Consider the following 13,606-nt stretch of genomic DNA (forward strand, 5'->3'; position numbering starts at 1 on the left):
TATGGAAAATCAACAGGTTAGCAGTGGTGTGGACACCCCAAAAAACCTTGAAATAGCAGTGTTAGGAGCGGGATGTTTTTGGTGCCTGGAAGCCGTGTTCCAGCAAGTGCAAGGCGTGCGCAGCGTGGTGTCCGGATACGAAGGTGGCCATGTTGACCACCCCAGCTATCGCGCCGTCTGTAATGGCGACACCGGCCATGCTGAAGTCGTGAAGGTGGAATTCGACCCGGCGGTGATCCCCTACCGCGAGATCCTCGACATCTTCTTCGCCATCCACGACCCGACCACGCCGGATCGCCAGGGCAACGATGTCGGGCCGCAGTACCGCTCGGCCATCTTTGCGCAATCGCCCGAGCAGTTGGCGACAGCGCGTAAGGCCATCGATGAACTTGGCGCCAGCGACATCTTCGAAGCGCCCATCGTGACGGAGCTGGTGGATGCCAGCGACGGCAAGGTGACCTTCTGGCGTGCGGAAGACGAGCACCAGAACTACTTCCGCGATCACCCGGCGCAGGGCTACTGCGCATTCGTCATCTCGCCCAAGGTGGCGAAATTCCGCAAGCAGTTCGCACACCGCTTGCAGGGCTAAGAAGTGAAGGGCAGGGCCAGGGCTATGCTGCGTCTGCCGGCAGGCGCGCGGCGATGGCCTCGGCCAGCTTGATGCACGACAGCGGGGAAGATCCCTCGGCCTTGTTGCTGACCAGGATCGTCACCTTGCGCCCGGCAGCCAGCGCGGCCACCGCCATGTCGGCCAGCGTCTCGCGCGAGAACGGATCTTCATCGACGAGCTTGTCGAACGGTTTGTACGCCGCTTCGGCCTGCGCGTAGCGGTAGCGGCTGTTCAGGTTCCAGCGCACCACGAGCGGGCCGCCCGCACCTTCATCCAATAGCGCAACGGCCGCGGCTTGCCGGTCGACCGCCGGCATCCGCTCATGCAGGCCAACGCAGTAGCGCACGCCTGCCGCGCGCAGCATCTTGATGAAGCGTGGCGTGAGCAGCGTGGCGTCGCGCAGTTCCACCGCATAAACGGCATCGGGATTGAGTTGCGGATCGAGCGGCGGCAGCGCGGCCAGGAACGCTTCGAGCCGTTCCACAAAGCCAGTGGCATCTTCAGCCAGCGCGCCCAGTGGCGAGAGCTGGAACACCAGCGGCCCGCACTGCGTGCCGAGCCCGCGCGTGGCCGGATCGACAAAATCGCGGATCGCGAACTCGGCATTCAGGAAGGCTGGGTTGGCCATGCGGCCGCGGCCGTCCAGCTCGCGAATCCACGCATCGCACACAGCGGCGGGTGCCTTTACCGCAAAGCGGAAATCCTCCGGCACGCTGGCTGCGTAGGCTACGTAATCCGCCAATGGAATCGGCGCATAGAAGCCACGGTCGATGCTGACCGTGCGCAGCAGCGGGTGTTGGGCGTACGCCGCCAACCCCTTGCGCGCGAGCATCGAATCGGAATACTCGCCCGCATACACCAGCCCATCCCACCCCGGATACGACCACGACGACGTGCCAATGCGTAACCCATGCAGCCCGCGCAGCAGACGCTGCGCGAGCGCCGCCACGTCGGGCGCAACCGCGGCTGGCTGCACGCCCTGTCGGGTAGGAGGGCGCTTGGGTTTGGAAGCGGGTTTGGCTGATTCGGCCGCCGCAGCGTTGTCTTGCGGCGTGCCGAACAGATCGTCGAGGGGGGCGTTGGCGGTCAAACGGTCACGTGTAGATAAAGCGGCGCGACCACGGGATCGATGCCGCCGACTGGCCGGCCTTCTGCAGCACGGTCTGAAAGATCGAGATCTCGTCGGCGTCAAAGGCGTGTGCGCAGCCAGCCAGGTAGACCCGCCAGATGCGGTATTTCTTCTCGCCGACCATTGCGCGGATGGTGTCGCCGTTGGTCTCGAAGCGCTCGGCCCAGTGCTCGAGCGTGCGCGCATAGTGGCGGCGCAGGCTTTCAACGTCAAGCGCCTCCAGGCCGCCATCCTGCGCGGCAGAGAGCGCGAGCGAGATATGCGGCAGTTCGCCCTGCGGGAAGACGTAGCGGTCGATGAAATCGCCGCCACCCATCGAGGCTTCGCCGCCGTCCGGGTCGGTGGAGGTGATGCCGTGGTTCATGGCGATACCGCCATCGGCCAGCAGGTCGTGCATGCGGCGGAAATACCCCGGCAGGTTCTTGCGCCCGACGTGCTCGAACATGCCGACGCTGGTGATGCGGTCAAACTGGCCCGTGAGGTCTCGATAGTCCTGGATGCGGATTTCGATCTGGTCTTGCAGGCCTGCGGCGCGCACGCGTTCCGTGGCGAGGTCGTACTGGTTTTGCGACAGCGTCACGCCCAGACAGCGCGCGCCGTACTTCTGCGCCGCGCGCAGTACCAGCGCACCCCAGCCGCAGCCGATGTCGAGCAATGTCTGCCCAGGCTGCAGGCGGATCTTGGTGAGGATGTGGTCGATCTTCTTCAACTGCGCTTCGTCGAGCGTTTCGTCGCCGTTCTCGAAGTAGGCGCAGGAATAGATCATGTTCTGGTCCAGCCACAGCTTGTAGAAGTCGTTGGAGACGTCGTAGTGGTACTGGATCGATTCCTTGTCGCCTTCCTTCGTGTGGGCGAAGTGGCGCACCACGCGGGCCAGCGCATTTCCGCTGGTGGTGGCGGCCGAGGTGGCTAAACCGTAGGCGACGTTGATGATGTCAGCCAGCTTGCCGTCCAGGTCGATCTTTTCCTGAACGTAAGCCTCGCCGAGGTTGTTGAGTGTGGGGGACAGCAGCAGCGGCAGGGCGCTGGCTTCGCGCACGGTGAGCGTGACGCGCGGTTGGTCGAAACGGCCCAGTTCGTACTGGTCACCGTTCCATAGACGCAGACGGATCGGGAGGTTGGCGGACTCGCGGATCTCCTTGATCCAGTGCTCGAGTTTGCGGTCAATCGCCTGATGGAAAAGCATGTCAACGCCTCCCTGATGTGCAGATTATCGGGACGAGCCTTCGGATTGCCGCCCGAACGGATCACAACGCATCACATTAGCTTACGACAAACTTTTCCATGCTGCTGTGCGGGTCTTACGGGCGGCGCGAGGCCCTCTCCATATGGCAGCAAGCGCCATGCCGGGATGACGCAATGCGCAATAAATCATTGCGCCCGAAGCGACATTCGGGCCACACCCGATCAGGGGGCCAGGCGGGCGATCTTCCAGGTGCCGTCGGCTTGCTTGCGATATTCCAGCCGATCGTGCAGGCGCGACGGGCGGCCTTGCCAGAACTCCAGGCACTCGGGCAGCAACCGGTAGCCCCCCCAATGCGGCGGGCGGGGCGGGGTGTCGCCAAAACGCTGCTTGTATTCGGCTTCGCGAGCCTCCAGCGTGGCGCGGTCGGGCACTTCGCTGCTTTGCTCCGATGCCCAAGCACCCAGGCGTGAGCCCAGCGGACGCGAGTGGTAGTAGGCATCGCTCTCGGCTTCCGACACTTTCTCGACGATGCCCTGGATGCGCACCTGGCGCTCCAGCCCAATCCAGTGGAACAGCAATGCCGCGTGCGGGTTGGCGGCCAGTTCCTCGCCCTTGTGGCTGGCGTAGTTGGTGAAGAAGGTGAAACCGCGCTCGTCCAGGTTCTTGAGCAGGACGATGCGGGCCGACGGCTGGCCGTGCGCGTCGACCGTGGCGAGCGACATGGCGTTGACCTCGGCCACTTCGGCCTTGAGCGCTTCGTCAAACCAGCGGCGGAACTGGCGCAACGGGTTGGCGTCGACGTCGGCAATGTCGAGCGAGGCGCGGGCGTATTCAGTGCGGATATCGGCGATGGAGGTCATGGTGCAAGAGGAAGCGACATGCGAACGGGCCGAGTATAGACAAACGCGGCCGACCGCCATTTGCGCATACGCAAGGGTTGCCTGGCACGGTTCGCGCTTGTGCCGGGGTTCTGGCGATCTGCGGAACGCCGCCTATATTGGCAATTCGGGCCGCGCGGCAGCACGCTCGCCCGATCCCCCGCAAAAGTTGCAAGAGGATGTCGAAATGGCCACCCCTTCTCCTTCCCCTGAACCCGCAGAGGCGCCTTTCGGGTTGACGCGCCGCCAGTGGTTGCAGGGCACGCTGGCCGTTGCGGCTGCCGGGCTGGTCGGCTCGCAGGTGCTGCGCGCGGTGGCGCAGGCCCCAGGTGAGCCGCTCGAAGCGTTCATGGCCTTGTCACAGGCGTTGACGGCCCGGCCGACGCTGGACCGTGCCGTCGGCACGCGCTTGCTGGCGGCGCTCGGCAAGCCGGGCAGCGACTTTGTCGCGCAGTTGCGGCCGCTGGCGCAATCGCTGGCGGCCGGCACGCTCTCCGAGGCGCAGCAGAAGACCGCGCTGCGCATTCTGGAGGCGTGGTACCTGGGCGTGGTCGACGGCAACGTTGTCACGTACGAACAGGCGCTGATGTACAGCGTGGTGTCCGATACGCTGGTCATCCGCACGTATTGCCCCAACCAGCCCGGCTTCTGGGCCGAGCCCCCCGTCGAGAGGCAAGCCTGATGCCCGATACCCAACAAGCCGATATCGTTGTGGTCGGCTCCGGCGTGGCCGGCGCGCTCGTGGCGTACGAACTGGCCCGCGCAGGCAAGTCGGTACTGATGCTCGAAGCGGGCCCGCGCCTGCCGCGCTGGGAGATCGTCGAGCGCTTCCGCAATCAGGCCGACAAGATGGATTTCATGGCGCCGTATCCGTCCACGCCGTGGGCGCCGCATCCGGAGTACGGCCCGCCCAACAACTACCTGATCCTCAAGGGCGAGCACAAATTCAACTCGCAGTACATCCGCGCGGTGGGCGGCACGACGTGGCACTGGGCGGCATCCACCTGGCGCTTTCTGCCGAACGATTTCAAGCTGCGCAGCGTGTACGGCATCGCGCGCGACTGGCCCTTGCAGTACAGCGATCTGGAGCGCTACTACGGCCGCGCAGAAGAAGCGCTCGGTGTGTGGGGCCCGAATGATGAGGAGCTTGGCTCCCCGCGCAGCCAGCCGTATCCGATGACCCCGCTGCCGCTATCGTTCAACGAGCGCACCATCAAGGAAGCGCTCAACGGGTACGACCCGGACTTCCACGTGGTGACCGAGCCGGTGGCGCGCAACAGCCGCCCCTACGATGGCCGACCGACCTGCTGCGGCAACAACAATTGCATGCCGATCTGCCCGATTGGGGCGATGTACAACGGCATCTTCCATGTGGAGAAGGCTGAGCAGGCCGGTGCACGCCTGATCGAAAACGCGGTGGTCTTCAGGCTGGAAGTCGGCGCCAACAAGCGCATCGTGGCCGCACGCTACAAGGATGCGAAGGGCGTCGAACACCGCGTGGAAGGCAAGTGGTTCGTGCTGGCTGCCAACGGTATCGAGACGCCCAAACTGATGTTGATGTCCACCAGCCAGGACTTTCCCAAGGGCGTGGGCAACAGCTCAGACATGGTGGGCCGCAACCTGATGGACCACCCCGGCACCGGCGTGAGCTTCTATGCCGACCGCAAGCTGTGGCCGGGGCGCGGGCCACAGGAGATGACCTCGCTGATCGGCTTTCGCGACGGGCCGTTCCGCGCCACGCAGGCGGGCAAGAAGCTGCACCTGTCGAACATCTCGCGCATTGAGCAGGAGACGCAGCGCATCTTCAAGGAGGGCAAGCTCATTAAGCCCGCCGAACTGGATGCGCGCATTCGCGATCAGGCCGCACGCTATGTGGAGTTCGACAGCTTTCACGAGATCCTGCCGCTGCCCGAGAACCGCATCGTGCCGAGCGCGACCGAGGTCGACGCGATCGGCATTCCTCGCCCCGAGATCACCTACCACATCGACGACTACGTCAAACGCAGCGCCGTGCACACGCGTGAGGTCTACGCCACGGCCGCCAAGGTGCTGGGCGGCACCGATGTGCAGTTCAACGATGACTTCGCGCCCAACAACCACATCACCGGCGCAACCATCATGGGTGCGGACCCGAAGGATTCTGTGGTCGACAAGGACTGCCGCACGTTCGACCACCCGAACCTGTTCATCAGCAGCAGTTCCACCATGCCCACGGTGGGCACTGTCAACGTGACGCTGACCATCGCAGCGCTGGCGTTGCGCATTGCCGATCAACTGAAGAAGGAGGCGTGAGATGAAAGCGATCGCCTTTTTCCTGTTGCTTGCCGGCGTGGCGACTGTCGCTTCCGCCAAGGACGCACCGGCCGACACTGCGCAGATCAAGCGCGGCGAATATCTCGCCATTGCTGCCGATTGCGCAGCCTGCCACACGGCGCCGGGCGGCAAGGCTTTTGCGGGTGGCTTGCCGATGCCGATTCCGATGCTCGGCACGATCTACACCAGCAACATCACGCCCGATGAGAAGACCGGGATCGGCAAATGGAGCTACGAAGATTTCGAGCGGGCTGTGCGCAAGGGCGTGGACGACGATGGCGACAACCTGTATCCGGCCATGCCGTATCCCTCGTACGCGAAGATCAACGACGCGGACATGCGCGATCTCTACGCGTATTTCCGCTACGGCGTGCCGGCCGTGCAGAACGATCCGCCGCCCAGCACGATCCGCTGGCCGTTGAACGTGCGCTGGCCGCTCAAGCTGTGGAACCTGGTCTTCCTCAAGAGCGAGCCGTACATCCCCAGGGGCGACAAGACGCCGACTTGGAATCGCGGTGCCTACCTGATGCAGGGCCTCGCGCACTGCGGCACGTGCCACACGCCGCGCGGCTTTGCCATGCAGGAGAAGGCGATGGACGAGCGTGGCAAGGGCTATTTGTCGGGATCGACGCTGGCGGGCTGGACAGCGTTCAACATTACGTCTGACCCCATCAGCGGCATCGGCGCGTGGAAACCCGAGCAGGTTGTGCAGTACCTGCGCACCGGCAGCGTGCCGGGCGTGGCACAGGCAGCCGGGCCGATGGGCGAGGCGGTGCAGCACAGCTTCTCGCGCATGACTGAACGCGACATCCTGGCGATGGCGGAGTACCTGCGCACCGTGCCCGCCGTCAGCAATAACCTGGAGCGCGCGCGGCAGGACTGGGGCAAGCCCGCCACCGACGTGATCGCGCTGCGCGGCAAACCGATCGAAACCACCATCGACGCAGCACGCCTGTATCTCGGCAACTGCGCCACCTGCCATCAGGCCGATGGACGCGGCACCCCCGATGGCTACTACCCGCCGTTGCTGCACAACTCCACGGTGGGGGCGCGGGACACGGGCAACCTGGTGCAGGTGATCCTGCATGGCATCGAGCGCAAGGCCGGGGATCGGCACATCGGCATGCCCGCGTTCGGGCGCGCGCTGTCAGACGCGCAACTCGCAGCGCTGACAAACTATGTGACACGGCAGTTTGGTGATCCGGCCACGCCGCAGATGACGGCAGAGGGGATTGCGAAGCAGCGCTGAATCATCAGCCTTAGCCGCCGCTCGTCAGCGGATCGCGCGCGGGCGGCGTGCTTGTGTGCGGGGCGGGCTGCGCCGATTTCAAATCGCCCTCGGGTGTGCGCCCCGGGTTATTGCTGCGATAGGTCTTGCCTGGCGGCGGGGCAGTGGGACGCTGGCGCACGTCTGCCAGCAGCTTGACGCAGGGGCTGTCCGGGGAGGGTTTGAGTTCCAGCACCGGCAGCACCGCCGCCACCGGCGCGGCAAAGGCGAGCGCCACCGCACCGCCTGCGCGCAGCGCCACCACGGCCGGGTTGATCGACACATCCGGATGCTTGTACGTGCCCTTCACATACAGCGGCGTGCGCAGCGAGAGCACGCGCAGCCCCTTCGAATCCGGATGGATGGTGAAGTCCAGCGCCTCCTGCTTGAAGCTCGTCGCACCGGTCACGTCGATCACGGCATCCTGCGTGTCCACCACAAAGGTGCGCGCCTGCGCCAAACCGTTGCTCACCGCAAAGTCGCCGGCCGCGCAGTTGATGGTGACCTGCTTGTCGCCAAAGAGCTTGGTGAGGATCACGTTCCCGACGTTCAACCCCATCGCTTCGAGGATGAACTTGCTGATGGTGCCTTGCTCCACGAGCACCTTCATCTCGCCGTTGGACGAGCCGAGCAGCGTGGCAACCGAGTTGCCGGTGGCGGACAGGCGTGCGTCGCCGTTGATCTCGCCCACACTGGCGCGCATCGATTCGATCTTCGGGAACAACTGCTTGATCTTGAAATGCCGCGCTGCCAATGCCGCGCGTGCCTGCATCGGCGTGGCATGGCCATCGAGCTGGATGTTGGAGGTGAGCGTGCCGCCCGCAATGCCGAAGTTGAGCGGATCGAGCGTAAGCACCGCGTCCTGCAGCTTGACGTGCGTGACGAGGTGGTCGATCGGCAGGTCGGTGCTGTGGATGATGCGCTCGCCGGTGAATTTCACGTCGGCGTCGATGGCGTTCCAGCGGTCGGTGCGGAAGGGCTCGACTGGCAGCACCTTGTCGGCCGGCTGGCGCACGGTCTTTTCGCTGGCTTCGGCACCGGGGTCAGCGCGTTTGGCCTTGCTGGCGTTGGAGTCAGCACCGATGATCGGCGCGAGGTCGGCAAACAGCAGTTGGTGCGAGACCAGCTCGCCGGTCAACAGCGGGCGTGGCTCGCGCATCGCGAAGGTGAGCGAGCCGCTCAGGTCGGAACCGCCCACGCGGCCAGTGAACTTCTCGTAGCGCCAAGTTGAGCCCTGTTTGCGCAGCTCGCCGATGAGGTGGCCGCGTGTGTCGAAGGGCGGCGTATCGGGCAGCACCACGCCGGTCAGCGGATACAGGTGCGCCATACTCGCGCCGGAAAGGTGCAGGCGCAGGTCCAGCGCGGTCAGGCTAGCCGGGTTGGTGAGCGTGCCCGCCAAGTCGATGCGTGTCTTGCCGACCGTCACATCGGCCTGCAACGGGTAGGGGCGGCCGGCGTCCTGCAAGCGCAGCACGCCACCAGCCTTGCCACTGCCGCTGATGGCGGCGTTGTTGTAGGTGCCCTTGACCGTCCAGGCGATGCCGTAAGGTTGCTGCGGGTCAGGCGCGACCGGCGCCTTGGCGGCGGCATCGGAGGCTGTGGGGCCGGAAGCGGTAGGCACCTGGGCCGGTTGCTCGTCGCTCTTGATGGTCGTGCCATTGGCGGCGGTGTACAGCACTTGGTTGTCGACCGTATCGATGGTGGCTGCCAGATGGATGCGCTTCATGTCGTCATCCAGCGCCAGCGCGCCCTTGCTGAAGGCGATTTCGCGCAGTTCCAGCTTCCAGTCGGAGGGCTTGTTGTCGTTGCCGCCGGCGAGGTCGAACGTCCAGTTGTTACGGTTCTGCTTGTCGCGCTCCAGTGCAATGGCCGGCGTATCCAGCGTGACACTCGGGATGACGATGCGGTGCGCCAGCAGCGGCAGTGCTTCCAGCACGAAGGTGAGTTGGTGGATCGTCGCCACATGCGGCTGCTTGGTCCAATCCGGATTGCCGACGGTGATGTCATTGGCGATCAGGCGTGGCCAGGGCACATAGGCACGCCAACCGGTTTCGCCTTCGGGCTTCTTCCACGTCAGCATCAGGTCGCCGTTGATGGCGAACGCACGGCCGATCGCTTGCGAGACGTGGTCGTTCAGGTACGGCTTGGCGCGGTTCCAGTCGAACGTCAGCACAAAGATGACCGCCGCTGCCACGATGACAACGGGCGAGATGACCAGTCCGAGGGCAAGTTTGCCGGAGGTTCGCATGGGTCTTGTTATGGGTTTGGCACGTAAAAATCCGACTCGCCGCATTGATATATAGTTCGGCGCAGTCCCGATTCAATTGTGTCATGAGCCAAGTAGCAATCAGCGCGCCCGCGCACCCGCCCATCCTGGATGACGAATATGCACGCCGCTTTGGCGGTGTCGCGCGCCTGTATGGCCCCAATGCGCTGGAGCGCTTTGCGGCTGCACACGTGTGCGTGATCGGCATCGGCGGCGTGGGTTCATGGGTGGCGGAAGCGTTGGCGCGATGCGGTGTCGGCAAGCTCACGTTGATCGATCTCGACCACATTGCCGTCTCCAACACCAACCGCCAGATTCACGCGTTGGGCGATGCCTACGGCATGGCCAAGGTCGACGCCATGGCTGAGCGCGTCCTGCAGATCAACCCGCGTGCGGAGATCAGCCGCATCGACGATTTCGTCACCGTGGAAAACGTCGAGGCCTTGCTCGGCCACCCGTTTGACTATGTGATCGACGCCATTGATGCGGTGAAGGTGAAGACCGCCATCCTCGCGTTCTGCAAGCGCACCGGCAAGCGTGTGGTGACCTGTGGCGCGGCAGGCGGGCAACTGGACCCGACGCGCATTCGCGTGACCGACCTCACGCGCACCATTCAAGACCCGTTGCTCGCCAAGGTGCGCGGCAACCTGCGCCGCCAGCATGGCTTTGCGAAGAACCCCAAGACGAAGTTCGGCATCGATGCGGTGTTCTCGGATGAGCCGCTGCGCTATCCGGAGCCGGAGCAGCAGGCTTGTGCGATCGAGCTGCCGGTCGAATCGAGCCACGCCGGCATTGACGATCTGGCCGCGGCTGGGGAAATCGAAGTCGTCAACGCCCCGCCCGCACCGCAGCCGTCGCAAGGCCCGCAAGGGTTGGCTTGTGCGGGCTTCGGCTCGTCGGTGTGCGTGACGGCGGTGTTTGGGATGGTGGCGGCGTCGACGGCGCTGCGTGCGATCGCCGCTGTCTGACTGGGGCTAGTGGGGCAGGAGCTGCTCCAGCTTTTCCTGGATCTGGTCTGCGTAGCGCCCCGACCATTCGCTGCGCGGCTGACTGTTGGCGAACAGCACGAACGCCGGCATGACCGATACGCCGTATTTGGCAGCAGTGCCTTCGTTCTCGTCAAAGTCCATGGTGACGAACGTGGCGCGCCCGGCGTAGCTCGACTCCATCTTCTCCAGGCTCGCCACCGCACACTGGCTGGGGTGGCTCCACTCGGCGGCAAAGCACACGACCACGGGCTTGCTTTGCGAGGCGTCGATCACGTCTGACTGAAACGAAGCATCGTTGACGATCTTCATGGGCGCTCCTTGGGCGAAGTGGACGCCCGCGCAATGAAGGCCTGCGGGCAGGGCCACTCTGACTGTAGGCAGGTCAGCGAAGATCAACAACCCGAACGCAATCGACGTGCATGATATTGCCCATCGGAGTCAGGGGCGCCATCGTCATGCGGTCCGTGACGATGGCCTAATGAATGGCCTGCGAGATTTACCCTAGCGCATACGGCTTCAGTAGCTCACTAACAAGCTTGTCGCTATTCGCCCCAGAAAAAGTCCCCTTCTGCTCCTTGCCGTCGATGAACATCATGAACGTTGGTAGGCTGTTAATGTCCACGCTGGCAGCGGTTTGTTCAGCTCCGTCGACGTCAACCGCTACAAATGTGACGCGGTTCTTGTAACTTGCTTCGAGCTCGTCGAGCTTGGGCTTGATCGCTCTCCACGGGCCGCACCATGTCGCCATGAAGGACACGAGCACAGGTTGGCCTTTGGGGGCTTTGATGACCTGGGTTTGAAAGACGGCGTCATCGTCAATCGTTTCCATACGGGCTCCTCGCTAGAAGTTGGGAGCCTGCGCGAAGACTGCCGCGCAGGCTGCTCTGACTCTAGGCGGGGAAAAATCCGGGCTCAAACCACAGCAGCACTTTTACCCATTTGAGTTAAGTACGTCGTCATCATCCGGTCCATCACATCCACGTGCTGGGCAAACCACTCGGGCAGTTCAGCCACCAGACGGCGCCCCAGTTCCATCTCGCCCGCAGCGGCACGCTTGCGCACTTCACGGCACAACGCCAGCACGTTGTCGTGCTCGCCACGATGGCAATGGCGCGGAGGAAACTCCGCCGCGTCCATCCACGTGTTTTCTTCGCCGAAGTGGATTTCGGTATGCGCAATGAAGGCATCGAGTGCGGCGATGAAGTCGGCGTCCGACGCGTCGGCCACGGTGTTGAGCAGTGCGCAGAACTCGGCGTGGTTGGCGTCGGTGGCAGCGTCTCCAAGTTGGAGCGCCTCAGACCATTCGATCACAGGCATGATGGGCGGATAGGCAGGATGGGCAAGGCCGTCAGCTTACGCGACGGCCTTTGTGGTCTGGTTTGACGCCGGGCAAATCGCTTACTCAGCGTCTGCTGCAGGATGCTGCTGCATCACTTCCACCGCCCGCGCATACAGCGCCACCGATGGCGCATAGCCGCGGCCGATCTGGTACAGCGTGCCGTTCTGTTCGACCAGCAGGCTCGGGAAGCCGTTGATGCCCCAGCGGCGCGAGAGGCGGAAGTCTTCGCGTGTTTCTTCACGTAGCGCGTCGGTATCGAACACGGCATCGAAATGTGCGGCGTCGATGCCATTGGCGATAGCGACTTCGCGTAGTACGTCAGCCTGCGTCGTGTTACGGCCCTCGGCATAGAAGGCGTGCTGAACCGCGTGGAAGAGCGTGAGCACGCGCTCGTCATCTTCGCCCCAATGCTCGCGTGCCAGCACCGCAACGCGGCAGGCTGGCTCGGTGTCGTAGACGAAACCGTCGCGACGCATGGCCACCTCGGGCGACTGGTCGAACGGCATGCCGCTGCGCTCGGCCACGGCGTGCCAGTGGTGGAGGATCTCGTTGCGCTTGTCAGCCGCCATGGGTTCGCGCTGGCCGGGGCGTAGTCCACCGGTGATGAGCGTGACAGGCACCGGCGCGCCGAGCAGCTCGCCCAGCCGCTTGCGCAGATCGGCCAGCTGCGGGCCGAAGCCGTAGCACCACGAACACATCGGGTCAGCAACGTAGATGAGGCGCATGGTCAGTTCAGTTTGGAGGCCAGTTGGCGGCGCCAGTGCGACACCACCTGCGGCGCATCGCGCATCATGTCGAACACCGACACCATGGTCTTGCGCGCAATGTCGTCGCGGAAGGTGCGGTCGCGCTCGACGATGGCAATCAGCTGTTCAAGCGCGGCTTCGTAGTTCTGCTGCGCGATGTACTGCTCGGCCAGGTCCAGGCGGGCCTGCAGGTTGTCCGGTTCGCTCTCGATGCGCAGGCGCAGTGCGTTGGCATCGGGCAGCGCATCGGCGCGTTGCGTGGCTTTCAGGCGCGTTTGCAGCGGGCCGTAGCGCTCGTCCTGCGGCGCCTTGGGCGAGAGCAACTCGAACTCTCCCTGCGCTGCGCGCACGTCGCCGCCGTCCAGCAGCAGGCTGACCAGTTCGAAGCGTGCCGCATCGAAGCCGGGGTCGAACGCCAGCGCATTCTGGAACGCCTCGCGTGCATGGGCGATCTCGCCGGCCTGGCGCGCGGCCAGCCCTTCGCGGTAGGCCACGTCGGCCGGCTGCGGGATCACGCGGTCAAGAAACCCGCGCAACTGGCCCTCGGGCAGCACGCCGACAAACTGGTCGACTGGCTTGCCATCCACAAAGGCGACCACGTACGGAATGCTGCGCACGTTGAAGTGCGCCGACAACTCGGGGTTTTCATCCGAATTGACCTTGGCGAGCTTCCACTTGCCGGCGTATTCGGCTTCGAGCTTTTCCAACATCGGGCCCAGCGTGCGGCAGGGCCCGCACCACGGTGCCCAGAAATCGACCAGTACCGGGACTTGGCGAGATGTTTCGATCACTTCCTGCGCGAAACTCTGCGAGGTGACGTCGCTCATCGGCGGGATTCTCCTGGGAAAAGTGCAGCCGGCCGTGTTTGCCGGCGGTGTGTCGA

At 64.3% G+C, this 13,606-nt stretch carries 14 protein-coding genes; 5 read left to right on the plus strand and 9 right to left on the minus strand.

Features of this window, described 5'->3' with window-relative positions; all coding sequences use genetic code 11:
- Nucleotide 1 precedes the first annotated feature (1 nt).
- A complete protein-coding gene (gene msrA / locus V6657_RS04070; RefSeq protein WP_338754980.1) occupies nucleotides 2–589 on the plus strand; it encodes a peptide-methionine (S)-S-oxide reductase MsrA in 588 nt (195 codons plus the stop codon).
- Between the two features lie 22 nt (nucleotides 590–611).
- Here the strand turns inward: msrA and V6657_RS04075 are convergent, their stop codons facing one another.
- From V6657_RS04075 to pdxH, 3 genes are all read right to left on the minus strand, one after another.
- The gene (locus tag V6657_RS04075) at nucleotides 612–1,700 is read right to left on the minus strand and encodes a DUF72 domain-containing protein (RefSeq protein WP_048931825.1); all 1,089 of its coding nucleotides are present in this window, start codon (nucleotides 1,698–1,700) and stop codon (nucleotides 612–614) included.
- Nucleotides 1,701–1,704: 4 nt separating this feature from the next.
- A complete protein-coding gene (locus V6657_RS04080; RefSeq protein ID WP_048931826.1) occupies nucleotides 1,705–2,925 on the minus strand; it encodes a cyclopropane-fatty-acyl-phospholipid synthase family protein in 1,221 nt (406 codons plus the stop codon).
- Between the two features lie 221 nt (nucleotides 2,926–3,146).
- Nucleotides 3,147–3,785 (minus strand): pyridoxamine 5'-phosphate oxidase, encoded by a 639-nt coding sequence (gene pdxH / locus V6657_RS04085; RefSeq protein WP_048931827.1) that lies wholly within the window; start codon nucleotides 3,783–3,785, stop codon nucleotides 3,147–3,149.
- A gap of 205 nt (nucleotides 3,786–3,990) precedes the next feature.
- Between pdxH and V6657_RS04090 the strand changes: the two genes are divergently transcribed.
- From V6657_RS04090 to V6657_RS04100, 3 genes are read left to right on the plus strand one after another with little or no spacing between them, the layout of a single operon-like run.
- Complete coding sequence (locus V6657_RS04090; protein WP_048931990.1) at nucleotides 3,991–4,485, plus strand: sugar dehydrogenase complex small subunit; 495 nt, start codon at nucleotides 3,991–3,993, stop codon at nucleotides 4,483–4,485.
- Nucleotides 4,485–6,095, plus strand: a complete 1,611-nt coding sequence (locus tag V6657_RS04095) for a GMC family oxidoreductase (protein ID WP_048931828.1) — start codon at nucleotides 4,485–4,487, stop codon at nucleotides 6,093–6,095. The genes V6657_RS04090 and V6657_RS04095 overlap by 1 nt, the downstream gene beginning before the upstream one ends.
- Before the next feature lies 1 nt (nucleotide 6,096).
- Nucleotides 6,097–7,365, plus strand: coding sequence for a cytochrome c (locus tag V6657_RS04100; protein WP_048931829.1), 1,269 nt, complete (start codon nucleotides 6,097–6,099; stop codon nucleotides 7,363–7,365).
- A 10-nt stretch (nucleotides 7,366–7,375) separates the two neighbouring features.
- Here V6657_RS04100 and V6657_RS04105 read toward each other — a convergent pair whose 3' ends face one another.
- Nucleotides 7,376–9,631: an AsmA family protein gene (locus V6657_RS04105; protein ID WP_048931830.1), complete on the minus strand. Its 2,256-nt coding sequence runs from the start codon at nucleotides 9,629–9,631 to the stop codon at nucleotides 7,376–7,378.
- A gap of 83 nt (nucleotides 9,632–9,714) precedes the next feature.
- On the opposite strand from V6657_RS04105, the gene tcdA reads away from it, so the two are divergent.
- Nucleotides 9,715–10,617 carry a tRNA cyclic N6-threonylcarbamoyladenosine(37) synthase TcdA gene (tcdA, locus tag V6657_RS04110; protein ID WP_048931831.1) on the plus strand — a complete coding sequence of 301 codons (903 nt, stop codon included), beginning with the start codon at nucleotides 9,715–9,717 and terminating at the stop codon, nucleotides 10,615–10,617.
- A gap of 6 nt (nucleotides 10,618–10,623) precedes the next feature.
- On the opposite strand, the gene V6657_RS04115 is transcribed toward tcdA, so the two are convergent.
- The 5 genes from V6657_RS04115 to trxA all read right to left on the minus strand — a co-directional run bounded on the left by V6657_RS04115 (nucleotide 10,624) and on the right by trxA (nucleotide 13,550).
- Nucleotides 10,624–10,947 carry a thioredoxin domain-containing protein gene (locus V6657_RS04115; protein WP_048931832.1) on the minus strand — a complete coding sequence of 108 codons (324 nt, stop codon included), beginning with the start codon at nucleotides 10,945–10,947 and terminating at the stop codon, nucleotides 10,624–10,626.
- A 187-nt stretch (nucleotides 10,948–11,134) separates the two neighbouring features.
- Nucleotides 11,135–11,467, minus strand: coding sequence for a thioredoxin family protein (locus tag V6657_RS04120; RefSeq protein ID WP_048931833.1), 333 nt, complete (start codon nucleotides 11,465–11,467; stop codon nucleotides 11,135–11,137).
- Nucleotides 11,468–11,550: 83 nt separating this feature from the next.
- Entirely contained in the window at nucleotides 11,551–11,955 is a 405-nt protein-coding gene (locus tag V6657_RS04125) for a bacteriohemerythrin (RefSeq protein WP_048931834.1), read from the minus strand.
- A gap of 81 nt (nucleotides 11,956–12,036) precedes the next feature.
- Nucleotides 12,037–12,702: a DsbA family protein gene (locus V6657_RS04130; RefSeq protein ID WP_048931835.1), complete on the minus strand. Its 666-nt coding sequence runs from the start codon at nucleotides 12,700–12,702 to the stop codon at nucleotides 12,037–12,039.
- 2 nt (nucleotides 12,703–12,704) lie between these two features.
- Nucleotides 12,705–13,550 carry a thioredoxin gene (trxA, locus tag V6657_RS04135; protein ID WP_048931836.1) on the minus strand — a complete coding sequence of 282 codons (846 nt, stop codon included), beginning with the start codon at nucleotides 13,548–13,550 and terminating at the stop codon, nucleotides 12,705–12,707.
- Between the last annotated feature and the right edge of the window lie 56 nt (nucleotides 13,551–13,606).

Origin of the sequence: Ralstonia sp. RRA, assembly GCF_037023145.1 — a bacterium.
Lineage (GTDB): Bacteria > Pseudomonadota > Gammaproteobacteria > Burkholderiales > Burkholderiaceae > Ralstonia.